Annotated in this window: 17 protein-coding genes and 1 riboswitch; of the genes, 7 read left to right on the top strand and 10 right to left on the bottom strand. The window is 71.8% G+C overall.

Going from position 1 to position 22,811, the window contains the following annotated elements; translation table 11 throughout:
• Positions 1–21 precede the first annotated feature (21 nt).
• On the bottom strand, positions 22–1,650 hold the full coding sequence (locus tag C6376_RS22565; RefSeq protein WP_107449108.1) for an MFS transporter: 1,629 nt from the start codon (positions 1,648–1,650) through the stop codon (positions 22–24).
• A gap of 424 nt (positions 1,651–2,074) precedes the next feature.
• On the bottom strand, positions 2,075–4,792 hold the full coding sequence (locus C6376_RS22560) for a LuxR C-terminal-related transcriptional regulator (protein WP_107449107.1): 2,718 nt from the start codon (positions 4,790–4,792) through the stop codon (positions 2,075–2,077).
• A 428-nt stretch (positions 4,793–5,220) separates the two neighbouring features.
• On the opposite strand from C6376_RS22560, the gene C6376_RS22555 reads away from it, so the two are divergent.
• The gene (locus C6376_RS22555) at positions 5,221–6,030 is read left to right on the top strand and encodes a PhzF family phenazine biosynthesis protein (protein WP_107445094.1); all 810 of its coding nucleotides are present in this window, start codon (positions 5,221–5,223) and stop codon (positions 6,028–6,030) included.
• 9 nt (positions 6,031–6,039) lie between these two features.
• On the opposite strand, the gene C6376_RS22550 is transcribed toward C6376_RS22555, so the two are convergent.
• A complete protein-coding gene (locus tag C6376_RS22550) occupies positions 6,040–6,840 on the bottom strand; it encodes a CPBP family intramembrane glutamic endopeptidase (RefSeq protein WP_107445093.1) in 801 nt (266 codons plus the stop codon).
• Positions 6,841–7,400: 560 nt separating this feature from the next.
• On the bottom strand, positions 7,401–8,921 hold the full coding sequence (locus tag C6376_RS22545; RefSeq protein ID WP_107445092.1) for a glutamate-cysteine ligase family protein: 1,521 nt from the start codon (positions 8,919–8,921) through the stop codon (positions 7,401–7,403).
• Between the two features lie 574 nt (positions 8,922–9,495).
• Between C6376_RS22545 and C6376_RS22540 the strand changes: the two genes are divergently transcribed.
• From C6376_RS22540 to C6376_RS22530, 3 genes are all read left to right on the top strand, one after another.
• Positions 9,496–10,086, top strand: coding sequence for a hypothetical protein (locus C6376_RS22540; RefSeq protein ID WP_107445091.1), 591 nt, complete (start codon positions 9,496–9,498; stop codon positions 10,084–10,086).
• A 328-nt stretch (positions 10,087–10,414) separates the two neighbouring features.
• Positions 10,415–10,603: a DUF5999 family protein gene (locus tag C6376_RS22535; RefSeq protein ID WP_055632223.1), complete on the top strand. Its 189-nt coding sequence runs from the start codon at positions 10,415–10,417 to the stop codon at positions 10,601–10,603.
• 256 nt (positions 10,604–10,859) lie between these two features.
• On the top strand, positions 10,860–11,906 hold the full coding sequence (locus tag C6376_RS22530; protein ID WP_254076008.1) for a LacI family DNA-binding transcriptional regulator: 1,047 nt from the start codon (positions 10,860–10,862) through the stop codon (positions 11,904–11,906).
• Here the strand turns inward: C6376_RS22530 and C6376_RS22525 are convergent.
• The 4 genes from C6376_RS22525 to C6376_RS22510 form a co-directional block, all read right to left on the bottom strand.
• Entirely contained in the window at positions 11,899–12,969 is a 1,071-nt protein-coding gene (locus C6376_RS22525; protein WP_107445089.1) for an endo-1,4-beta-xylanase, read from the bottom strand. The two genes, C6376_RS22530 and C6376_RS22525, sit on opposite strands and share 8 nt — an antisense overlap.
• A 56-nt stretch (positions 12,970–13,025) precedes the next feature.
• Positions 13,026–13,790 carry a carbohydrate ABC transporter permease gene (locus C6376_RS22520; protein WP_254076396.1) on the bottom strand — a complete coding sequence of 255 codons (765 nt, stop codon included), beginning with the start codon at positions 13,788–13,790 and terminating at the stop codon, positions 13,026–13,028.
• A 107-nt stretch (positions 13,791–13,897) separates the two neighbouring features.
• Entirely contained in the window at positions 13,898–14,896 is a 999-nt protein-coding gene (locus C6376_RS22515) for a carbohydrate ABC transporter permease (RefSeq protein ID WP_107445088.1), read from the bottom strand.
• A 6-nt stretch (positions 14,897–14,902) separates the two neighbouring features.
• Entirely contained in the window at positions 14,903–16,198 is a 1,296-nt protein-coding gene (locus C6376_RS22510) for an extracellular solute-binding protein (RefSeq protein WP_107449104.1), read from the bottom strand.
• A gap of 504 nt (positions 16,199–16,702) precedes the next feature.
• Here C6376_RS22510 and C6376_RS22505 point away from each other — a divergent pair.
• Positions 16,703–17,098: a molybdopterin-binding protein gene (locus C6376_RS22505; RefSeq protein WP_107445087.1), complete on the top strand. Its 396-nt coding sequence runs from the start codon at positions 16,703–16,705 to the stop codon at positions 17,096–17,098.
• 63 nt (positions 17,099–17,161) lie between these two features.
• Positions 17,162–17,581, top strand: coding sequence for a molybdopterin-binding protein (locus C6376_RS22500; protein ID WP_107445086.1), 420 nt, complete (start codon positions 17,162–17,164; stop codon positions 17,579–17,581).
• 50 nt (positions 17,582–17,631) lie between these two features.
• On the opposite strand, the gene gcvP is transcribed toward C6376_RS22500, so the two are convergent.
• A complete protein-coding gene (gene gcvP, locus C6376_RS22495) occupies positions 17,632–20,517 on the bottom strand; it encodes an aminomethyl-transferring glycine dehydrogenase (RefSeq protein ID WP_107445085.1) in 2,886 nt (961 codons plus the stop codon).
• Positions 20,518–20,699: 182 nt separating this feature from the next.
• Positions 20,700–20,795, bottom strand: a riboswitch (glycine riboswitch).
• Between the two features lie 110 nt (positions 20,796–20,905).
• Here gcvP and C6376_RS22490 point away from each other — a divergent pair.
• Positions 20,906–21,277 carry a PRC-barrel domain-containing protein gene (locus C6376_RS22490; protein ID WP_173985704.1) on the top strand — a complete coding sequence of 124 codons (372 nt, stop codon included), beginning with the start codon at positions 20,906–20,908 and terminating at the stop codon, positions 21,275–21,277.
• Between the two features lie 36 nt (positions 21,278–21,313).
• On the opposite strand, the gene C6376_RS22485 is transcribed toward C6376_RS22490, so the two are convergent.
• The gene (locus C6376_RS22485) at positions 21,314–22,744 is read right to left on the bottom strand and encodes a DNA polymerase IV (protein ID WP_107445083.1); all 1,431 of its coding nucleotides are present in this window, start codon (positions 22,742–22,744) and stop codon (positions 21,314–21,316) included.
• Positions 22,745–22,811: the final 67 nt, after the last annotated feature.

Genomic DNA, 22,811 nt, shown 5'->3' with positions numbered 1-22,811 from the left:
CACGTCCAGCGAACAGGACTGTCAACGTGGCGCGTCGACGGGACCGCTCGGCATGCCGCCCCGCGACTTCCCGGGGCGTTCGGTCCTCGCTGTGGGCAGGTGCGACGTGACCAGGAAACTGGCGAGCGTGATCCCGCCGGCGGCGAGGATCGCCGCCTTCAGCCCGTCGAGCTGCGCAGAGGCGTAGGACTCGGTGAGCGCGTCGACCTCGGCGGGCGGCAGTCCGGCGTCCTCGGCGGCGGTGCGCACCTGCTCGGTGGGGACGAAGCTGATGCCCGCCTCCAGAGCCACGCCGGCCTGGCGGCTGGTCTCCTCCGACAACTGGGGGTGGCTCTCCACGCGGGTGGTGAAAGCCTGCGCCAGGGCGCCGACCAGCAGCGACCCGATGAGCGCGGTACCCAGCGCGGAGCCCAGGTTCTGAGCAGTGAACTGCAGCCCGCCCACCTCGCTGCGCTCGTCCCCGTGCACGCTCGACTGGACGACGTTGCCCAACTGGGAGGCCAGCAGACCCATCCCCACGCCGAGCAGCGCCATCGCCCCGGCGAACTGCGCGTCGTCGATGACGGGGTCGATGGTGGCCAGCAGCCACACGACCGCCCCGGCCAGGGTCAGCAGCGCGAGTCTCACGACCCGCCGCGCTCCCGCCACCCGGCCGAGCCTGGCGGCGCACATGGACGCGGCGAGCATCGCGACCGACACGGGAAGCAGGCGCAGGCCCGTCTCGAAGGCGTCGAAGCCCTGCACGACCTGCAGATACAGCGGAATCGTGAAGAACAGGCCGAGCAGGATGAGGTTCTGGCTCAGCAGACACATCAGGCCCGATCGCAGCACGGGCCTGTGCAGGAGCGCGAGATGGACGAGGGGATCGGCGCCCCGGGCCTCCCTGCGCCGTTCCCAGTGCAGGAAGAAGGCCAGCACGGCCACTCCGGCCCCGACGACGAACAGGGTGGGCGAGAAGCCGAGCACGGTGAAGGGCGGGTTGCGGGGCTGCAGCCAGCCCCAGGTGCCGCTCTGCAGGACGCCGAGCACTCCGAGCGCCAGCCCGGCCGCCGACAGCGCGGCGCCGACGCCGTCGAGACGAGGCCGTGTGCCGGTTCGGGGCGACGCCCTGATGGCCTTGTGGAAGCACAGCACGACCAGCACGACGACGACCTCGCCCGCGAAGACCAGCCGCCAGGTGAGGTACGTCGTCACCCAGCCGCCCAGCAGCGGGCCGACCGCGATCCCCGCACCGGCCAGCCCGCCGACCACCCCGTAGGCGACGGCCCGGTCCCGCCCCCGGTAGGACTCGGCGACCAGCGCCGCCATGGCGGGCAGGACCATCGCGGCGCCCAGTCCCTCGACCACCGACCAGCCCAGCGTGAGGACCCACAGGGTGGGTGCCACAGCGGTGAGGGCCGAGCCCGTGGCGTAGACGACGAGGCCGAGGAGAAACATCCGGCGCCGGCCGAGGATGTCCCCCAGCCGACCTCCGATGATCATGAAGGCTGCCATGACCAGGGCGTACAGGGTGATGACTGCCTGGATGGCCGTCACCTCGGTGTCGAAGTCCTCGACCAGCTGGCTGATCGAGACGTTCATGACGGAGGTGTCCAGGACCATCAGGAACTGTGCGGTCCCCAGGACCATCAGAGCGCGCCAGCGGTTCACGGTGTCCACGGGTCCATGGAAGCCGGGCGGTCCGGTCGGCGCCTCACCCGCCACGGGCGAGCCTTGCGCCGAACGGCGGTGGCGGCGTCGGCCAGGCCCCGCAACGCCGAACGACGGTGGCCGGAGCTCGGCTGTGGCTCAGCACCAGCGGCGGCTTCGGCCGTCCCCTGCGCGATCGGGCGGCCTCGCCAACGGTCCACCGCCCTCGCCGCCACCGCCACCGACCGCTCCGGCCTCGCCGCCGACCGCCGCCGCCACCGACGGTTCCGGCCTCGGTCGGGTCCGGCCGATACGTCCGGAACAGTTCAATGCAGAACAGGACAGGACTGGACGGGACAGGGCAGGGCAGGGCAGCCGACGTGCGGCCCCGGGGCAGCCCCGCCGCGGCGTCACCACGCACATCCGTCGTCGCTGTCAGACGCTGTCAGAGCAGGTCCAGCTCACGGGCCCGGCGCACCGCCTCGTTGCGGCGGTTGACCGACAGCTTCCGGTAAGCGCTCTTGAGGTGCGTCTTCACCGTGTTCACGGACACGTACAGGTCGGCGGCGATCTCCTCCGTCGACATCGTTTGGGCCAGCCTGCGCAGCACGTCGCGTTCGCGTCCGCTCAGTTCCTCCACCACCGGCGGCGGCCGGTCGTCGGACGGCGGCGCGCCCGGCGTGAGCCAGTCCCCGGCCGTCCCCCGCAGCGACGCCGGGGCGAGGAAGCGGCGGATCCACGGCCCGGCCTCGGTGAAGGGCCGGCGCAGGCCGTCGCGGCGTGCCTCGCGCAGGGCCTGGCCGACGAATCCGTGCGCGGCGGCCGTGTCTCCCGCCTCACTCGCCGCCTGTGCCCGCACCAGCAGGGCCCGGACGATCACCGCCGGCCCGGAGCGTCCCTCCTGACGCACGGCGTCGAGCAGGTCGATCGCCGCGTCCGGCCTTCCGGCGGCGAGCTGGGCCCGTGCGGCCGCGACCTCGCAGGCCGGCTGCGCGCCGGGGACCGCCAGGAGCACCTTGACCGCCGTCTCGGGGCGGCCCTCGGCGAGATGCGCGGCGGACGCGACGAGCGCCGTCTGTCCCTCCGCCCAGGGCGAGGGCACAGCGGCCGGAACGGTCGGCTCCGCCATGGCGAGCGCCGCCCGGGTGTCGCCCCGGGCCAGGTGCAGCCGAGCGGCGGCGACGGCCCGGACCGCCTCCATGACCGGGTCGCACCAGGCGGAGGGCGACTCGGCGCTCTCGTCGAGAAGGGTCCGGGCCCGGCCCAGGTCGTCGCGCTCGACGGCCAAGGCGGCCTGGACCAGCCGCGCCATGCCGGAGCCGGACGACTGGGGCAGGCCGTAGCGCTCCGTCTCCGCCGCGGCGGCCCGCGCCCTGCGCTCCGCTCGGCCGGGCCAGCCGTCGAGGTAGTCGATCAGGGCCAGCCGGCCCAGGGCGTCCTCGCGTGCGAGTGCCGTGGCGGCCCCCGCGGCGGAGCCTGCCACGCTCGACAGGGCGGCGCACGCCTCCTCGAACCGTCCCGCCCACAGCCGCGCCGAACCCAGATGGGCCAGTAGCAGTGCGGTGAGCTCGGGGTGCTTCTCGAGCAGCCGGGCGGGGACCTCGTGCCGGAGCGTGTCGGCCGCCGCGGCGGCCAGCTCCGCCCGGGCCGGAGCACCGGTCAGCCGGGCGGCCAGCGCCTCGAGCAACGCGCAGCTCAACCGTGCCGCCGCCAGCGCGGGCTGCTCCCCCACCGGATCGTCCCCGGCGCCGGCGCGTGCCGGCGACCCGCGCCCGGCCGCCGCGAGCGTCTGTTCAGCGTGCCGCAGATGCGCCTGGCCACGGTCGAGCTCGTGCAGGGACAGCTCGCGTGCCGCACGGACGAGGTGCGCGGCAGGGCTCGCCGCCTCCGGCCCCATCCGGGAGAACAGCTCGGCGAGCGCGTCGACGCGCAGACCGGTGAAGAGCCACCCGATCGCGAGGTCGTCGACCAGAGCTCCCGCGGTGAACTCCCAGTCGCCCGCCGCCGCGCCGTGGCTCAGGGTCGACGCGAGGGATCCCGAGCCGTGCAGCCAGTGCGCGGCCCGCCGGTGCAGTTCGGGCTCCAGACCGGGTGACCGCATCCGCAGATGGGCGCGGAGGATCTCCGCGAACAGCGGATGGAGGCGGTACCAGTCCCGCTCGAGATGTTCGACGAACGCGTTCTCGCGATGCAGCCCGGCCAGGATGGGCTCGGCGTCGGTCCGTCCGGTGAGGGCGTTCACCAGCCCGGGACGGAACCGGTCGAGGACGCTGACCCGCAGCAGCAGGTCCTGCGTCTCGGGAGGCTGCCGCCGGAGCACCTCCGCCAGCAGGAAGTCGGCGACCGCCGTGCGGTCGGCCTCGAACTTCTTCAGGTACGACTCCGGATCCGGGCTCTCGCGCGCGGCGAGGGCGCACAGCCGCAGACCGGCGGCCCAGCCCCGGGTGCGGGTCACCAGGCTCTGCGCCGCGTGCGCCGGAAGCCGCAGTCCGTGCAGTTCCAGCAGTTCGGCCGCCTCTTCGGCGGTGAAGGCCAGCTCCGCTCCGCGGATCTCCGTCAACTCGCCGGCCGCCCGGTAGCGGTGCAGCGGCAGCAGCGGCTCGGTGCGGGTGACGAGGACCAGGCGCAGGCCTCCGCCCGCGTGGTGCAGGACGAACTCCAACTGCTCGGCGATCTCCGGGTCGGCCACCCGGTCGTACTCGTCGAGCACGACGATCACGGGCCGCTCCCGGGTGCTCAGCCCGGCGGCCAGCCGGGCCAGCAGTGCGGCGGGCACCCGGCCCGCGTCCGCGGGACAGCCGATCTCGGCGGGCAGGTCGGTCCCGGCACCGCGCAGGGCCTCGAGCAGGTAGGCCCACAACATGCCCGGACCCTGCCCGGCCGCGTCGGTGGTGAGCCAGGCGACGGGATGCTCGCGTGCCGCGGCCCAGTCGGCGACCAGCAATGTCTTGCCTGCGCCCGCCGCGCCGTTGACCATGGTCAGCGGCGTCTCCAGAGCCCCGTCGAGGTGTGCGACCAGCCGCTCGCGCCGCAGAAACGTCACCGGCCGGGCCGGGACGACGAACCGCGTGCGCAGGAACGGATCTCCCTGGGGATCGGCGTACGGGCCCGCCGGCACATACGGGCCCCTCCGTTGCGCGTCGCTCTCCTCGAGCCCGGCCATGGCGCTCACCGCCCCGGTCGTCAGGTCATGCGTAACGCTCCTCCCAGCATCCCAGGGTTCCGCCACAGCCGCTTCGCGAGAGCCCCGCGAGCAGGTGCGACGCCTGCGCGGGCAAGGTGGGCGGCCTGCGGCGACGCCGCCGTGCGGACACCCGGGAGCCCGGCCGCGCCCCGCCTTGCCTGCCGTGCCGTCCGTGCCGTCCGTGCGGGAGGACGGATTCGACGAGCGGAACCGGCACGGGGCGGCACGCGGAATCGACAAGCGGACCCGCCCCCCGACGCCGGCCCCAGGGCCGGCCCGTGGCGTCGGCCCACCGTCTCGGCCGCCGACGTCGGCCCGCCTTCGCGGCCGTGGACACACCGAAGGCGGGCCACCACCCGCGGATTGGCCTTGGCCGACGGCGCGGCCCGTCTCCTAACGTCGGCGGCATGCGGATGCGAATCGTCGACGCCTTCACCGACCGCCCCTTCACCGGCAATCCGGCCGGGGTCCTGCTCCTGGACGCCTTCCCCGAGGACCGCCGGCTCCAGAACGTCGCCCTGGAGATCAATCACGCCGAGACGGCGTTCGCCCGTCCTCTCCCCGAGGGCGGCGACGCCGACTGGGCCCTGCGCTGGTTCACCCCCGTCACCGAGGTCGACATGTGCGGTCACGCCACGCTGGCCACGGCCCATGTCCTGCACACGACGGGCGTGCACGCCGGCCCGGTGCGGTTCGCGACCCGCAGCGGCGTCCTGGTGGCCACCCCCGTCGAGGACGGTTCGATCACCCTGGACTTCCCCACCGCCCCACTGACCGCGGTGGACGTCCCGGCCGGTCTGGCCGGGGCGCTGGGCGCCGAACCGCTCGCCTGCCTCGACACCGGCCCGCACGTCGGCGACCTGCTGATCGAACTGGCCGACGAGAAGACCGTGCGCGCCCTGCAGCCGGACCACCGGGCCCTCGCCGGCTGTTCCCGCCGCGGCGTCATCGCCACCGCCCGCGCCGAGGACCCCACCCGCGGATACGACTTCGTCTCCCGTTGCTTCTTCCCGAACGTCGGCATCGACGAGGATCCGGTGACGGGCAGCGCCCACACCGCCCTCGCCCCGTACTGGTCCGGTCGTCTCGGCCGTACCGCCCTGACCGGCTACCAGGCCTCGCCGCGCTCCGGCCGCGTACGGACCGAACTGAGCGGCGACCGCACGCTGTTGAACGGCCGTGCGGTCACGGTCATCGAGGGCGAGCTGCTGCTCTGAGCCGGCGGCTCACGCCGTGGGCAGCCACCCGACCTTCCCCGCCAGCAGCGCATAACCCACGAAGGCCCCGATGTCGAGCAGCGAGTGCGCCACCACGAGAGGGCCCACCCGGCCCCAGCGCCGGTAGAGGTAGACGAACACCACGCCCATCACCATGTTGCCGACGAAGCCGCCGATGCCCTGGTAGAGGTGGTACGAGCCGCGCAGCACCGAGCTGGCCACCAGCGCGGTGCCCGGCGTCCACCCCAACTGGCCGAGCCTGCGCAGCAGATACCCGACGACGATGACCTCTTCGAGGATCGCGTTCTGCAGCGCGGACATCACCAGCACCGGGTACTTCCACCACACGTCCGGCAACGCCTCCGGCACCACCGTCAGGTTGAAGCCGAGTCCGCGGGCCGCCAGGTAGAAGGCGATGCCGGTGCTGCCGATCACCGCCGCGACGGCCGCCCCGCGACCGAGGTCCGGCCAGGGCCGGGTGCGGTCGAAGCCCAGCGTGCGCAGCCCCTGCCCCTCGCGCAGCAGGAAGTGCGCGACGAGGGCCACCGGGACCAGCGCCGTGGCGATCCCGAACAGCTGCCAGGCGAGATCGAGCCATGGGCGGCCGGGCGCGGCGGAGGCGTTGAGGGTCGCCGCCTGGTCCTTCAAGCCCCCCGGCTTGGTGACCGATCCGACAAAGCTGATCAGGGCGGACACACCGCTCGCACCGAGCGAGACCCCCAGAACGAGCAGGGTCTCGTCACGGAAGATCCGTCGCGAGAGCCGCTCCTGCGGAAAAGATTCTGCCAACGCCCCTGCCTCCACCTGCACACCTGCCTCCGGTTGCGTGACCCCGCATCCCACCGCTGCCCCGCCAGGCTCTCCGACGATGCTGTGGAGATCGCGCGTGGCGGGCCGAGGAAAGCACGGGCGCCCCGTGACCGCGCGCCCCTCCCCTTCGCCGGCCGCGCGGCGGAGATCCGCCGCCGGCCGCCAGGAAGGGACGTCACCGTCGTGGGAGGTCACAGCTTGCCCGATCGGCACCGGGCAGGCTGCAGCGACCCCCGTCCGCGCGGTTCCGCCGCACGACGGCCGCCGCGGCAGCCTCCGCCCTCGTCCCCGCGAGGAATCGCACGCAGTGGTGCCGCCCCTGCCACCGGACTCTCCCAGGGCGCCGGCGCACCGATCGCGGACGAAGGCCCGGGCACGGACCGCGAGGACCCGAACCCGGTCGCGCCGCTCTCAGAACCCAGCCCGGCGCGCCCCGTGCTCGGCCGCCCGGTTCTCGGCCTCCCGTCGCTCAGCCGGTCGGTTCTCGGCCTCCCGTCGCTCAGCCGGTCGGTTCTCGGCCTCCCGTCGCTCAGCCGGTCGGTTCTCGGCCGCTCACGCGCTCACGCGCCGCTCGGGGCAGGCTCGGGCAGCCCCACGGGCCAGGTGTGCACCGGCTCGCCCGCGTGCATCAGCTGCGCGTACCGCCGTGTGGTCGCCGCCAGCGCGGCGTCCCGCGACATTCCGGCCTCCACCGCCCGGTGGAAGGTGGCCACCTGCCAGGACGCCCCGTTGGTCCGTCGCCGGCACCGTTCCTCGATGACCCCCAGGTAGAGATCGCGGTCGGCCGGGTCCACGCCCCAGGCGTCCAGCCCCGCCTCTGCCAGCGGCAGCAGCTCGTCCCGTACGAGACTCACCGCGTCCACCTCGACCAGGCCCCCCAGCCGCCCGCGCCGCGGCCACTGCAGCCGGGCCTCGATCCCGTGCCGGCACGCCGCGTCGAAGTTGGCCTCCGCCGTCTCGAACGGCAACCGGGACCACACCGGCCGCGAGTCCTCCGCCAGGGCCCGGACGAGGCCGTAGTAGAAGGCCGCGTTCGCGATCACGTCGGTCACGGTCGGTCCGGCGGGCAGGACGCGGTTCTCCACCCGCAGGTGCGGGACGCCGTCGGCGATGCCGTAGACAGGCCGGTTCCAGCGGTAGACCGTGCCGTTGTGCAGGACGAGCTCGGCGAGCGAGGGCACCCCGCCCGCCTCGAGGACCTCGAGCGGGTCCTCGTCCCCGCAGATGGGCAGCAACGGCGGGAAGAAGCGCACGTTCTCCTCGAACAGCTCCTGAGCCGAACTGATCCACTTCTCCCCGAACCACGTCCGCGGCCGGACGCCCTGCGCCTGGAGTTCCGGCGGCCGGGTGTCGGTCGCCTGCTGGAAGAGCGGCGGCCGCGACTCCCGCCACAGCTCGTGGCCGAACAGGAAGGGCGAGTTGGCGCCCACGGCGATCTGCGCGGCGGCGACGGCCTGCGCCGCGTTCCACACGGCGGCGAAACGGCCCGGTGTCACCTGCAGATGGAGCTGCACGGAGGTGCATGCCGCCTCCGGCACGATCGACTTCGACGTGCACGACAGCCGTTCCACGCCGTCGATCTCCAGGGCGAAGTCCTCGCCGCGTGCGGCCACGATCTGGTCGTTGAGGAGGGTGTAGCGATCGACGTCCGACAGGTTCGACGAGACCAGGTCGTCACGGTCGAGTGTCGGCAGAATACCGATCATCACGATTCCCGCGTCGACCTCGCCCGCCTTTCGATGGGCATATGCCAGTGACGTACGGATTTCCTCCGCGAGTCGATCGAATACCCGGCCGCCCAATCGGTGTGGAGCTATGTTTACTTCCAGGTTGAACATGGCGAGTTCTGTTTGGAAATCACGGCTCGCGATCCGCTCCAGCACCTCGCCATTCAGCATTTTCGGCAGACCGTCCGCACCCGCGAGATTCAGTTCGATCTCGAGACCCATGAAGTTCTTGGGTCGATCGAAGCGCTTCTGGGCCAGGAGTCGCTCGAGCCCCGTCAGGCACTTCCGGAGCTTGTCCCGGTAGTCCTGACGGTCGGACAGGTCGAACGCGCCTGCCACGACCTTCTCCCCCATCGAAGCGTCCTTCCTCGTGTGGCGGGCCGGCGGTGCGGCCGCCGGTGGTCCCGGGGTCAGGTGCAATGATGCCCAGCCCGGCCGATCGATAACGTCACCGACGGGGAGCATCGGCCGCTACGCTGGCCCAAAGCCACCGGAAGTGACCGGTGGCACATTCACCGGGCATGGTTTCGGGCGCCCTTTCGGTGAAATCGAGAAGTCGTGAAAAACGCCGACGAAAATGGGCCGACCGTCCAGCGCGCCACAACCCGAGGTCATCGAGGTGCGCGCCGCCCGGAATCGGGATTTTTCGCACGTATCGCCGACCGGTTGAACCCTTGTCGAGTGTCCCGGAATCGACTAGACGAAACACAGTCTGAACACGTGTCGTATAAACTCCGCGAACAAGGCAGAGAAGGTTGGCGCCCACGGTCGAAGGAGCCTGTCGTCGAGGAGACGGCAGGCCGCTCGCGCACCCCCGCACTCTCCCCCAGACCCGGCCCCCGCCTCTCCGACCTCGAGAGCTAGCTGACAGCGCCGTCCGCCCACGCCCTCGCGCCACCGTGCCTGTCGAATTGAGAGGCGACCCACCATGCCTTTGCATGTTCCCCCGGCTCCCGCGCCCGCCCTGCGCTCGGTCCTCACGGCACTCGGTTCCCCCACCGCCGTCCGCGAGGCCCGTACGCCGTCCCTGCGCAGCGCCCAGCAGGATGCCGTCCCCGACCTCCCCCTGCCTCTGTACGTCCTGGACGCGATCACCCCGGAAGGTCTGGCCGCGACCCGGCTGGCCGGCTGGCGCTTCCTGATCCGCTGCGGCGACCGGGCCGTGGCCGCCGCCGAGACCCGGCTCACCCCGGACGGCTGGGCGTTCTCGCACTTCTTCGAAGGCCCCTACATCGCCTCCACGGAGCGGGCCCTGCGCCAGGCCGAGCCCGTCGCCCAGCCCTGCCAGGCGCGGCTGCTGTCGGTGCCGGGGCTCTACATGCTCACGCTGTGGCTGCACGGTGACAGCGACTCGGACGGCACCACCGGTCATCCCGATCCGACCGATCTGCTCGTTCCGCTGGCCCCGGCGCCGCCCGGCATCGCCGCCCACCGCCCGCACCGGGTCGCCGAGCTGCTCCCGGTCCTCACCCTGCGGGTCACGCCCGCACCGCCCCCACTGCTCGGCTCGCCCGCCTGACCGTCGCGGCCCCGCACCGCCCCCCGTACCCCGTCGCCGCAGCCCGGCGACGGGGTACGGCGCTGCGCGTCGCTGGTCGGACTAGCCCCATCCGGCCACCGGGAACCACCCGAAGGGACGGTGTGGCGGGGATGAACCGCCCGCGCGGGTGACGCGTCCTGAACCTGTAAGAAGCGGTGCCGTGAAATCCCTGCGGATCGGCCTCCGTGGGGCAACACTGGTTCCGACCGACTTATCACAACGGGGGGCGGCCATGAACGACGTTTCACGCCGCGGGACAGACACCACATCCATCTCACATCTCACGCCAGAGCGGAAGTTCCCATCCATGTGCCAGCACCAGCCACCGTGCCCAACAGCGACCTCAGCCGACCGGGAGTCCGCCCGCCTCGTGGCGCACCACCCGGAACAGGGCTGGAGCCTGCTGTGCAACGGCGTCCTGCTCTTCGAGGACACCGGTGAGCTCCTGCCGGACGGCCAGGTCATCGCCCCCCACCGGGTCGTGACCGCCGCCTAGGCTTCCTGCCCGGCGGGGGCCGGACAGCCGCAGCACCCACGACGGCGCGGGACCGCCGTCCGCAGACTCGAGGGGCCGGCCGCAGCGTCCACTGCGAACCGGCCCCGCCGCATACCCGGAGCCGGTCACTCCGGGTAGCCCACCGGTTTCCACGCGACACGACGGCCGTGAACGTCTCCCGTGGCGGCCTTTTTTCCGGAAGACTCCTGGAAGTTTCGGCGGCGGCGCCCGGAGCGGATGGCGGCGGAGGTGGGCAGTGACGACGGACGATGCGACGCGCGCGTCCCGGATCGAGGTCCGGGTCACGATCACCGAGATCGCCCGGCAGGCCGGCGTCTCGGTACCGACCGTGTCCCGGGTGGTCAACGGCCGCTCCGACGTGTCGCCTCGGACGCGGGCCCGGGTCGAGGACCTGCTGCAGCTGCACGGCTACCGCAGGCGTCCCCCCTCGGCGCCGACCCGCGCCTCCCTGCTCGACCTGGTCTTCAACGATCTCGACAGCCCGTGGGCGGTGGAGATCATCCGCGGTGTGGAGGAGGCCGCCCACGCGGAGGGGGTCGGCACGGTGGTGTCGGCGATCCACGGACGCTCGGGCGACGCCCGCGAGTGGATGCGCAACCTGCGCTCACGCGCCTCCGACGGCGTCGTCCTGGTCACCTCGGCTCTGGAGCCCACCCTGCACGAGCAGCTGCGCGTGCTGGGCGTTCCACTGGTCGTCGTCGATCCCACCGGCTCCCCCGCGGCCGACACGGCGACGATCGGCGCGGCCAACTGGTCCGGCGGTCTCGCGGCCACCGAGCACCTGCTGTCGCTGGGCCACCGCAGGATCGGCCTGATCGCGGGCCCGGCCCGACTGCTGTGCTCGCGCGCCCGCTTCGACGGCTACCGGGCCGCGCTGGAAGGGGCGGGCCTCGCCGTCGACGACGCCCTCGTCGTCCCTGGGGACTTCCACCCCGAGTCGGGTTTCACCGGCTGCAACACCCTGCTCGACCTGCCCGAACCGCCGACCGCGGTGTTCGCTGCCAGCGACCAGATGGCGCTCGGGGCGATCGAGGCGCTGCGCCGGCGCGGCCTGCGCACTCCGGAGGACATGAGCGTCGTCGGCTTCGACGACCTGCCGGAGGTCCGCTGGTCGGCGCCGCCCCTGACCACAGTCCGCCAGCCCCTGGCCGAGATGGGCAAACTCGCCGTCCGCACGGTCCTGAGCCTGGCCCGCGGCGAGCGCCCCGACTCGCCGCGGGTGGAACTGGGCACGGAGCTGGTGGTGCGGGCCAGCACCGCGCCGCCCCGTGGCGCTAGCTGAGCGCCTCCCGGATCGCCCGGTACGCCGGCTTCGGCGCGAGCTGCTCGTCCCAGGGCAGCGCCGCGCCCTCGCCGGGGAAGAACGCCGGAATCCACGAGTACTTGTCCGTGTAGTCCCAGACGGTGATGCCGACGCACCGCCGCACCGCGAGGCACGACCGGGTCATGTCCCGGTACCAGTCGGCCTGTCGGGCCAGCTTCTCCTCGGTGGCGGGCAGCACCATCCGGACGTCGACCTCGGTGAACGCGGTGTCCAGGCCGAGCCGCGAGAAGCGGCGGAGGTTGTCCTCGAGGGTCGTCGGATAGCCGTACTGGAGGGCGAGGTGGGCCTGCAGGCCGATGCCGTCGAGCGGGACGCGCCGGGCCTTCAGTTCCTTGGCGAGGGCATGGTAGGCGTCGCTCTTCGGGCCGACAGCCTCGATGTTGTAGTCGTTGAGGTAGAGCTTCGCCTTCGGGTCGGCCTGGTGCGCCCAGCGCAGGGCGTCGGCGATGTAGCCGGGTCCGAGGGTCTTGTAGAAGACCGTCTCACGGTAGGTGCCGTCCTCGTTGAACGCCTCGTTGACGACGTCCCAGGCGTAGACCTTGCCCCGGTAGTGGCGGACCTCGGTCTGGATGTGCTTCTTCAGCACGGCCCGCAGCTCGTCGGCCGTCCACTCCCTGCCCGTCAGCCAGCCGGGCAACTGGCTGTGCCAGACCAGGGTGTGCGCGCGGACCTTCTGGTGGTGGGCGCGGGCGAGGTCCACGATCTGGTCGCCGGCGGTCCAGTCGAAGACGCCCTGCTGGGGCTCGGTGGCGTACCACTTCATACCGTTGCCCGGGGTGATCATGTCGAACTCGTGGCCCAGGATCTTGGTGTAGGCGGTGTCGGTGAGTTCGGGGTTGTCGGTGGCGCTGCCGAAGTAGCGGCCGTGGCGGTGGGCGAGGTCGGCGAGGGTGGCGCGCGGCTTTCCGTGCGCGGGTTGCTCGTGGGCCTGTGCGGCCGGTCCGGTGACCACGCCGGCGGCGACCAGGACGGTGGCGAGGGCGCCGGCGAGTCTGAGCCGGGTGCGGGCGGTGCTGGGCATGGTGCGACTCCTCACGGTGGGCGGGTGGGCGAGCCGTACGGGTCCGCGGGTGCGGGTCATCCCTTCGTGGCGCCGGCGGAGAGGCCGCCGACGAGTTGGCGCTCGGCGACGGAGTAGAAGGCCAGGGCGGGGACCATGGCGAGGACGAGATAGGCGAAGACGCGCGCGTACTCGGCGGAGTACTGCCCCTGGAACTGCTGGACCCCGATCGGGATGGTCCACCAGGTGGGTTCGTTGAAGACCAGCAGCGGCAGCAGGAAGTTGTTCCAGCTGCCGACCACGGCGAGGACCGAGACCGTGCCGAGGGCGGGCCTGGCCATGGGCAGCAGGATCCGCCAGAAGAAGCCGAGCGGCCCGCAGCCGTCGAGGGTGGCCGCCTCCTCCAGTTCGGCGGGGATCTCCCGGAAGAACCCGCGCAGGATGACGATCGTCATCGGCAGTCCGAACGCGGCCTGCGGCAGGATCACGCCGAGGGGGTTGTCCAACAGGCCGATGGAGCGCAGCAGCAGGAACAGGGGCAGCGCCGCCACCGCGAAGGGGAACATCAGCCCCATGGTGAACAGGGTGAACAGCAGCTCCCGCCCCCGGAAGGCGAAGCGGGCGAAGGAGAACGCCGCGAGCGCGGACACCGCGACGACGACCACGGTCGTCCCGACCGCGATGAGGGTGCTGCTGCCGACCAGGCGCCAGAACGAGCCGGCGCCGAGGATGTCGGTGTAGTTGGAGGGGACCCACGGGTCGGGCAGGCCGATGGGGTTGCGCGAGAGCTGGTCGGTGGACTTGAAGCCGGACAGCACGGCGTACACGAGAGGTACGGCCATCACCGCGCCGACGATCCCGAGGACCAGGTGCAGCGGCAGGGTCCGGCCGGTCCGGCGCGCGCCCCGCCCCGTCCCGAGGTCCGTGCCGCGGCCGGTCTTGGCGATGCTCACGAGCCGCCTCCTCGCATGGTCGTGGTGGCGCCCTGGAGGTCGCGGCGGAGCACGAACCGCTGGTAGGCGAGGGCGAAGACGAGGCAGATGCCGAACATGACGACGCTGATCGCACTGGCGTAGCCGACCTGGTAGCGCTTGAAGCCGTACTGGAACATGGTCACGGCCATCGTCTCGGAGTGGTGGTCCGGGCCGCCCGCGGTGACGACCCACACCAGGTCGAAGAGCTGGATCGCGCCGATGACCGACAGGAAGACGCTGATCCGCAGGGTCGGTGCGAGCAGCGGCAGAGTGACGTTGCGAAAGCGCTGCCAGGGGCCGGCCCCGTCGATCAGGGCCGCCTCGGTCAGCTCGGCCGGGATGGACTGCAGTCCGGCCAGGTAGAGCATCATGTGGAAGCCGAAGTACTTCCACGTCATGACCAGGAAGAGGGTGGCCATGACGGTGGAGGGATCGGAGAACCACTGCCCGCCCGCCCCGTCCAGCCCGACGGCGCCCAGCACATGGTCGGCCAGGCCGTCGTCCGGGGCGAAGATCATGCTGAACAGCACGCCGGTGATGGCCTCGGAGAGGATGTACGGCGCGAAGAACAGCATCCGGTAGACGGCCCGGCCGCGGATCTTCTGGTTCAGCGCGACGGCGAGGGCCAGCGCGAACGGCAGTTGCAGCAGGAGCGAGAGGCCGACCAGGAGCAGGCAGCGCCACAGGTCGCCGAGGAACACCGGGTCCTTGAAGAGCCGGGTGAAGTTGTCGCCGCCCACGAAGTCCTCGGGCATCCCGAAGCCGCCCCAGCGGAAGAACGCGGCGTACACCGCGAAGAGCATCGGCAGCAGCACGAGCGTGCCGAACAGCACCAGCGCGGGCACCTGGAAGCCGACGGCGGTGAGCCAGTGCAGGGCCCGTCGGCGGGCCCGCGCGCGGCCCGCGGCGACGGCCGGCGGTGCGGGCTCGAGGTCCGGACCGCTGCGCTTGTCCGGGAGGAAGGTGGAGGTCATCGCCGGCTACTGCTCTTCCTTCGCGACCTTGGTGATCGACTCGCTGACCTGCCGGGGCGATTTCGAACCGGCGATCAGAGCGGCGACGCTGTCGTTGACCTCCTGGCCGAGGGCGGGCGCGTAGGCCTGGTCGAGGTAGAGCTGGAAGCCGGTGGCGCCCTTCAACTGTGCCTGTACGGCCTTGATGTTCGGGTCCGTCAGGGCGCTCTCGGCGGCCGGGACGACCGGCAGCACCCCGGTCTTCTTGACGAGTTCGGTGTCCGTGGCGGCGGAGGCGAAGAACTTCAGGAAGTCGACGGCCGCCTGCGGGGCGTCCTTGCGCAGCGCGTGTCCGCCGCCGCCGCCGAACACCTCGGTGATCACGCCCTTGCCGCCCTCGACCGCCGGGAACGGGAAGAAACCTAGGTTCGCGCCGAGCCCCTTGCCCGCGTCGGCCTCCACGACCGGCGCCCACTGGCCCATGAGTTCCATCGCCGCCTTGCCGTTGCCGACGGCCGCGGCCTGGCCGGTGGGGCTGGAGTACGCGGCGCCGAGGAAGCCCTTCTGGAACGGCTGCAGATCGATGAGGTCCTGGAGGTGCTGTCCGGCCTGGACGAAACCGTCACCGGTGAAGTCCTTGTCCTCCCCGGCCTTCCGCAGCGCGTCGACGCCGGCGGTGCGCATCGCGAGGTAGGCCCAGTAGTACATGCCGGGCCACTTCTCCTTGCCGGCGAGGGCGAGCGGGGTGATCCCGGCGGCCTTCAGCTTGCGCACCGCGTCGAGGAAGCCGCTCCAGGTGGTGGGCGGCCCGCTGACCCCGGCCTGCTTGAAGAGGGCCTTGTTGTACCAGAACCCGATCATGCCGATGTCGAACGGTATGCCGTACGCCTTGTCGCCGAGCAGATACGGCTGCCGGGCGACGGACAGCAGGCTCTCCCCCCAGTCCTTCGTGCGTTCCGTGAGGTTCTCCACGAGCCCCGCGTCGACCTGCTGCTTCAGGACCCCGCCGCCCCAGGTGTGAAAGATGTCGGGGAGCTTCCCGGAAGCGGTCAACGCCGTCATCTTCGACTTGTAGGCGTCGTTCTCCAGCTGGACGATCTTGACCTTCACCTTGGGGTTCTGCGCCTCGAACTTCTTGGCCAACGCGGCCCATACGTCCTTGGTCGGCTGAGTGGTGGAGATGTTCCACCACTCGATGGTGGTCGTCCCCGACGACGACCCCTCGTCCGAGCCGCCGCCGCAGGCGCTCAGTGCCGTCATGCCCAGACCGGCCGCGGCGGAGGCCGCCAGGAAGCCTCGGCGGGAGAGTGCCGGGTCGCCCATCATGCGCTCCTTGTAAGATCGAAAGTTTCGAACCAGATCCAGAAAGGTTCGCTGCTGCCGCACCCTAGAGACACCCTCCGACGGGTGGCAACCCCTTGAACACACAGAATCCAGAGGCCTGTTCACGAAGGCCCGCCCGAGAAGGCTTTCAGAGTGAGCGAAACATTCGAATCACATGGCGAACGTTACGAAGTGGAGATCGATGCGTCACGATGACCGGGACCAGCCTTCCCGACCCGGGGCGGCGGCCGGAGGGACACGACGAAAGCCGATCCGGACCGCGTCGCCGCCCCGGATCCCCACCCCGGATCGGACCGGATCGCCGCCCGGATCCCCACCCCGGATCGGACCGGATCGCCGCCCGGATCCCCACCCCGGATCGGACCGGCCACCAGGCGCCGGGACACCGCGGCACCGGTCGACGCCCACCACGTCATCCCGCCGGGCGCCCACCCGCCGTCCCCCCGCGCCCACCCGAACGCCTCCCGGCCCTATCGTGACCGCATGCAGAGCTACACGATCGGCCAGGCGGCACGACTGCTCGGCGTCAGCCCCGACACCGCGCGCCGCTGGGCGGACGCCGGCCGCGTGGCGACCCATCGCGACGAGAGCGGACGACGCCTCGTGGACGGCAAGGCCCTAGCCGCCTTCTGCGTGGAACTCGCCCGATCGGACGGCACGGAGGACGAGACACCCCGCACCTCGGTCCGCAACGCCTTCCCCGGCATCGTCACCGCGATCAAGCTGGGTGACGTTGCCGCCCAGGTGGAGATCCAGGCCGGCCCGCACCGTCTGGTCTCCCTGCTGACCCGGGAGGCGGTCGAGGAACTCGGACTGGAGGTCGGCATGGAGGCGACGGCCCGCGTGAAGTCGACCAATGTGCACATCGACCGAACGTGACCGCAGGCGGCACAAAGCGGGCATCCGCGCCATAAGCACCTCGGGGCCGTACCGTTGACACCCATGACCTTGAGCATCCGCAACCAGCTTCCCGGCATCGTCACCGCCGTCCACCCCGGCCAGGTCATGGCCCTCGTGAAGATCCGCCTCGACGGCGGGCAGCACCTCACCGCGGCCATCACGCTGGAGGCCTCGGAGCAACTCGCCCTCACACCCGGTGTCGCCGTCCACGCCCTGGTGAAGTCGACGGAGGTCTCCCTCTCCACAGGCCAGGTCGCCGGGCTCTCGATCCGCAACCGGTTGCCCGGCACGATCACCGGACTCGCCCTCGGCTCGGTCATGGCCGCGGTGAGGATCACGGTGGACGGCGGCGAACTCACCGCGGCCATCACCAGGGAGGCTGCCACCGACCTCGGTCTGTTCGTGGGCTCCGACGTCATCGCGCTGATCAAGTCGACCGAGGTGTCCCTGGCGACCGCTTAGAACGACGAGGGGCCCCGTCCGTGACGGACGGGGCCCACACACCTTCCGGCTCAGTCCTCGTACGCGTCCGGCGGCGGGCACGAGCAGACGAGGTTGCGGTCGCCGAAGGCCTGGTCGACACGGCGCACCGGCGGCCAGTACTTGTCGGCCGCGGACACCCCGGCGGGGAAGACCGCCTCCTCACGCGAGTACGCGTGCGTCCACTCCCCACCGAGCGTGGCCGCGGTGTGCGGGGCGCCGACGAGCGGGTTGTCGTCGGCCGGCCACACGCCCGCGCCGACCTTCTCGATCTCCGCGCGAATCGCGATCATCGCGTCGCAGAACCGGTCGAGCTCGATCAGGTCCTCGGACTCGGTCGGCTCGATCATCAGCGTCCCGGCCACCGGGAACGACATCGTCGGCGCGTGGAAGCCGTAGTCGATGAGGCGCTTCGCCACGTCGTCCACCGTCACACCGGTCGCCCTGGTCAACGGCCGCAGGTCGATGATGCACTCGTGCGCCACCAGCCCGCCCGGCCCGTTGTAGAGCACCGGGTAGTGCGGCTCCAGGCGCTTGGCGATGTAGTTGGCGCTCAGCACCGCCACCTGCGTGGCCCGCTTGAGGCCCGCACCGCCCATCAGCCGCACGTACGCCCAGGAGATCGGCAGGATGCCCGCGGAGCCCCACGGTGCCGCCGAGATCGGCCCCACGCCCGTCTCCGGCCCGGCGGCGGGCTGCAGCGGGTGGTTGGGCAGGTACGGCGCCAGGTGCGACCGGACGGCCACCGGCCCGACGCCCGGGCCGCCGCCGCCGTGCGGGATGCAGAACGTCTTGTGCAGGTTCAGGTGCGAGACGTCGCCGCCGAAGTGCCCCGGCTTGGCGAGCCCCACGAGCGCGTTGAGGTTGGCGCCGTCGACGTACACCTGCCCGCCGGCCTCGTGCACCTGGGCGCAGATGTCGGCGACGTGCTCCTCGAACACACCGTGCGTGGACGGATAGGTGATCATCAGCACCGACAGCTCGTCCCGGTACTGCTCGATCTTCGCCCGGAGGTCCTCGACGTCGATCTCGCCGTCCTCGGCGGTCTTCACGACGACGACCTTCATACCGGCCATCACGGCGCTCGCCGCGTTCGTGCCGTGCGCGGAGGACGGGATGAGGCACACGGTGCGCTGCTCGTCGCCGTTGCCCCGGTGGTAGCCGCGGACGGCGAGCAGTCCGGCCAGCTCGCCCTGCGACCCGGCGTTCGGCTGCAGGGACACCTTGTCGTACCCGGTGACCTCCGCGAGCCGCTCCTCGAGCTCCCTGATGAGCGTCAGATAGCCCTGGGCCTGTTCGGCGGGGGCGAAGGGGTGCAGCTGCCCGAACTCGGGCCAGGTGACCGGCTCCATCTCGGTCGTGGCGTTGAGCTTCATGGTGCACGAGCCCAGCGGGATCATGCCCCGGTCGAGCGCGTAGTCCCGGTCGGCCAGCCTGCGCAGGTAGCGCAGCATCGCCGTCTCGGACCGGTGCCGCTGGAAGACGGGGTGGGTCAGGATGTCGTCGCTCCGCAGCAGCCCGGTGGGCAGGGCGTCCTCGACGGCCGCGTCGAGCGACTCGATGTCGCCGTCCACCCCGAAGGCCGCCCAGACCGCCGCGACCTGGGCACGCGCGGTGGTCTCGTCACAGGAGAGCGCCACCCGGTCGGCGTCGACGAGGTGCAGGTTGACCCCGCGGTCCCGCGCGGCGGCGACGACCTCGGCGGCCTTCGCGGGCACCCGCGCGGTCAGCGTGTCGAAGTACGTCCGGTGCACCACCTCGACGCCGCCCGCCTCGAGCCCCGCGGCGATGATCGCGGCATACCGGTGCGTGCGCCGGGCGATCGCGCGCAGTCCGTCGGGGCCGTGGTAGACCGCGTACATCCCGGCCATCACGGCCAGCAGCACCTGTGCCGTGCAGATGTTGCTCGTCGCCTTCTCACGCCGGATGTGCTGCTCACGCGTCTGCAGGGCGAGCCGGTAGGCCTTGTTCCCGTCCGCGTCCACGGACACGCCGACGAGGCGGCCGGGCAGGCTCCGCGCGAACTTCTCGCGCACCGCCATGTAGCCGGCGTGCGGCCCGCCGAAGCCCATCGGCACGCCGAACCGCTGGGTGGTGCCGACCGCGATGTCCGCGCCCAGCTCACCGGGCGACTTCAGCAGTGTCAGCGCGAGCAGGTCCGCGGCGACGGTGACCAGTGCGCCGAGCCCGTGCGCCTGGTCGATGAGCGCCTTCAGGTCCCGCACGGCTCCGGAGGCACCGGGGTACTGCACGAGCACGCCGTTGATCTCGCGCTCCGCGATCTGCGCCGGAATGCCGCCGCTCAGATCGGCGACGACGACCTCGACGCCGGTCGGCTCGGCTCGCGTCTCGATCACGGCGACGGTCTGCGGCAGCACGTCCGCGTCGATGAGGAAGAGGCCCTTCTTGTTCTTCCCCATGCGCCGTGAGAGCGCCATCGCCTCCGCGGCCGCCGTGCCCTCGTCGAGCAGCGACGCGCCCGAGGTCGGCAGGCCCGTCAGGTCGGCGACCATCGTCTGGAAGTTCAGCAGCGCCTCGAGCCGGCCCTGGGAGATCTCCGGCTGGTACGGCGTGTAGGCGGTGTACCAGGCCGGGTTCTCCATGACGTTGCGCAGGATGACGGGCGGCGTGAAGGTGCCGTAGTAGCCGAGGCCGATCATCGGGTCGAGCACCTGGTTGCGGTCGGCCAGGGAGCGCAGCTCGGCCAGCACCTCGGCCTCGGTGCGGGCACCCGGCAGGTCCAGCGCGTCGGCGTTCCTGATCACGTCGGGGACCGCGGCGGCGGTGAGCTCGTCGAGCGAGCCGTAACCGACGTGCGCGAGCATCTTGGCCCGCGCCTCGTGGTCAGGCCCGATGTGGCGCTGCTCGAAGGGGATTCCCTGCTCGAGCTCGGAGAGCGGAATGCGATGGGCGGTCATTACGGAGGCCTCCTGGTCTGACACGACCTTCGAGGGTCACCACGGCGGGTACCCGGACGGCCTCCCCCTCTGTCATCTCAACCTGAGAGCTTCACCGGCCGCCCGCGGACGACCGGCTTTCACCGTCGGTGAGAGCGGACACCGTCGACGCCGTCGGCACCCGCCCTGCTTTCCAGAGTGACCTCGTCCGTGCGGTACGTGAGCCTGAGAGATTCCGGGGAGGAGTTGCTCCTTCGGCGCCTCCGGTGGTCTCCGGAGGACTCTCCCGCACGGGGTCAGCAGCCTTTGCCAGACTACCAGCGAGGTCAACGGGCCTCTCGAGTGGCCGCTCGCCGCAATGTGCTCTTTTGTAGTCCTTACGGACGAGCTGCGACCAAGAGGAGGGCCCGTGCAGACCGACATCGATCCGCGCAACCTGATCGGCCGCAAGGCGTTCGACCGCAACGGCGCGAAGATAGGCACCGTCGACGAGGTCTACCTCGACGACGCGACCGGCGTGCCGGAGTGGGCCGCCATCCGCACGGGCCTGTTCTCCCGTGACGCCTTCGTCCCCCTCGAGCCCAGCGAGCTGGTCGAGGGAACCCTGCACATCCCGTTCGACCGCGCTCTGATCAAGGACGCCCCCGACTTCGGAGTCGGCCGCCACCTCTCCCCGGAACAGGAACTCCAGCTCTACCACCACTACGGTCTGGACGTGGCGGCCCCTCCCCCGCTGCCCGACCACGATTTCGGCCGCCTGGCGGGCACCGACGAAAGCTGACTCCCGCAGGCCGCCGCCCCTGGACCTCGAACAGTCTCACTCCGCCGTGCCGCTGTCCGGCGTCATCGAGAGTTCCCGCGTGCCGCCCGCCGCCTCCTCGTCCTCTCCCGGTCTTCGCCTCACCAGCGGCAGCGGGTCCGCCGGAGCCAACTGCGGATCGTCGGTGCGGAACGTGCGCACCCGGCCCGGCGCCGACTCCGGCGTCTCGAACCGCACCGTGACCCGGCCCAGCCCGCTGCCCTGCACCCACCCGTGCCCGAGTTCGGCATGTCGCACGTCGCGCCCAGGACGCCACAGATGCTCGGCGTGGACAGCGGCATGGGCAGGCGCCGGCGTCGGCTCCTCGGCCGCGGGCACCTCCGCAGATCCGTCCGCCGACTCGTCCGCACGCGCCTCCGCGGCCTGCGCGAAAAGGTCCTCCTGCGTGAAGTCCGCCAGACCGCTGACGCCCACCCCGAGCAGCCGCACCCCGCCCGTGGTGTCCACGGAGTCCAGCAACCGGGCCGCCGCTTCCCTGATCACCGCCGGATCGTCGGTGGGCCCGCGCAGCGTCTCGGACCGGGTGAGGGTCGAGAAGTCGTACCGTCGCACCTTCAGCACGATGGTCCGACCCGACAGGCGGGCCTCCCGGAGCCTGCGCACACACCGGTCCGCGAGCCGCTGCACCTCCAGCCCCACCCGGATCCGGTCGTGGATGTCCACGTCGTACGTGTCCTCGACCGAGACGGACTTGGTCTCCCGCTCGGCCACCACGGGACGGTCGTCGCGTGCCAGCGCCATGGCGTGGAGGGCATGGCCGTGCGCCTTGCCCAGCAGGCGCACCAGCTCGTCCTCACCCGCCTCCGCGATCTCGTCGACCGTGGTGATCCCGGCCCGCCGCAGATGGTCCCCCGTGGCAGGGCCCACCCCCGGCAGTGTCCGCACCGGCATGGGACCGAGCAGCTGCCGCTCGGTGCCCGGCTCGACGAGCACCAGACCGTCCGGTTTCGCCTCCTCCGAGGCGATCTTCGCGAGCATCTTGCAGGAGGCCAGTCCCACCGAACCCGTGAGACCGGTGACGGCCCGTATGTCCGCGCGCAGTCTGACGCCGGCCAGCCGCGCGGAATCCCCGTCCCAGGCCGCCCCGCCGGCCTCCAGATCCACGAACGCCTCGTCCAGGCTCAGCGGCTCCACCAGCGGCGAAAGCGCCCTCAGCAGGGCCATGACCTGCTCGCTGATCGACCGGTAGAAGGCGAACCGCGGCACGAGGTACGCGGCGTTCGGCGCCAGCCTGCGCGCCTGGGCCATGGGCATCGCCGAGTGGATCCCGAAGACCCGTGCCTCGTAGGAGGCCGTCGCGACCACTCCGCGGGGCCCGAGGCCACCGACGACCACGGCCTTCCCGCGCAGACTCGGCTTGGACGCCTGCTCCGCCTGAGCGAAGAAGGCATCCATGTCGAGATGCAGGATCGTGGGCGCGTTTCTCACACCTCCGATGCTGCACCACGCCACTGACAATGACGTCGCACGACCGTCCCCCGCGCCCGGGAGGCCG

It is taken from the genome of Streptomyces sp. P3, assembly GCF_003032475.1.
Taxonomy (GTDB): Bacteria; Actinomycetota; Actinomycetes; order Streptomycetales; family Streptomycetaceae; genus Streptomyces.
Note: the sequence above shows the minus strand (reverse complement) of the source record. Positions and strands in the feature narration are given on the sequence as shown.

Bases quoted from the DNA above. Each gene is read 5' to 3' on its own strand.
- C6376_RS22525 (WP_107445089.1), bottom strand. From the start codon at position 12,969: ATGCCCAGCACCGCCCGCACCCGGCTCAGACTCGCCGGCGCCCTCGCC.
- gcvP (WP_107445085.1), bottom strand. From the start codon at position 20,517: ATGACCGCCCATCGCATTCCGCTCTCCGAGCTCGAGCAGGGAATCCCC.
- C6376_RS22555 (WP_107445094.1), top strand. From the start codon at position 5,221: ATGCGGATGCGAATCGTCGACGCCTTCACCGACCGCCCCTTCACCGGC.
- C6376_RS22505 (WP_107445087.1), top strand. From the start codon at position 16,703: ATGCAGAGCTACACGATCGGCCAGGCGGCACGACTGCTCGGCGTCAGC.
- C6376_RS22520 (WP_254076396.1), bottom strand. From the start codon at position 13,790: ATGGCCGTACCTCTCGTGTACGCCGTGCTGTCCGGCTTCAAGTCCACC.
- C6376_RS22535 (WP_055632223.1), top strand. From the start codon at position 10,415: ATGTGCCAGCACCAGCCACCGTGCCCAACAGCGACCTCAGCCGACCGG.
- C6376_RS22560 (WP_107449107.1), bottom strand. From the start codon at position 4,792: ATGGCCGGGCTCGAGGAGAGCGACGCGCAACGGAGGGGCCCGTATGTG.
- C6376_RS22500 (WP_107445086.1), top strand. From the start codon at position 17,162: ATGACCTTGAGCATCCGCAACCAGCTTCCCGGCATCGTCACCGCCGTC.
- C6376_RS22540 (WP_107445091.1), top strand. From the start codon at position 9,496: ATGCCTTTGCATGTTCCCCCGGCTCCCGCGCCCGCCCTGCGCTCGGTC.
- C6376_RS22545 (WP_107445092.1), bottom strand. From the start codon at position 8,921: ATGGGGGAGAAGGTCGTGGCAGGCGCGTTCGACCTGTCCGACCGTCAG.
- C6376_RS22515 (WP_107445088.1), bottom strand. From the start codon at position 14,896: ATGACCTCCACCTTCCTCCCGGACAAGCGCAGCGGTCCGGACCTCGAG.
- C6376_RS22510 (WP_107449104.1), bottom strand. From the start codon at position 16,198: ATGGGCGACCCGGCACTCTCCCGCCGAGGCTTCCTGGCGGCCTCCGCC.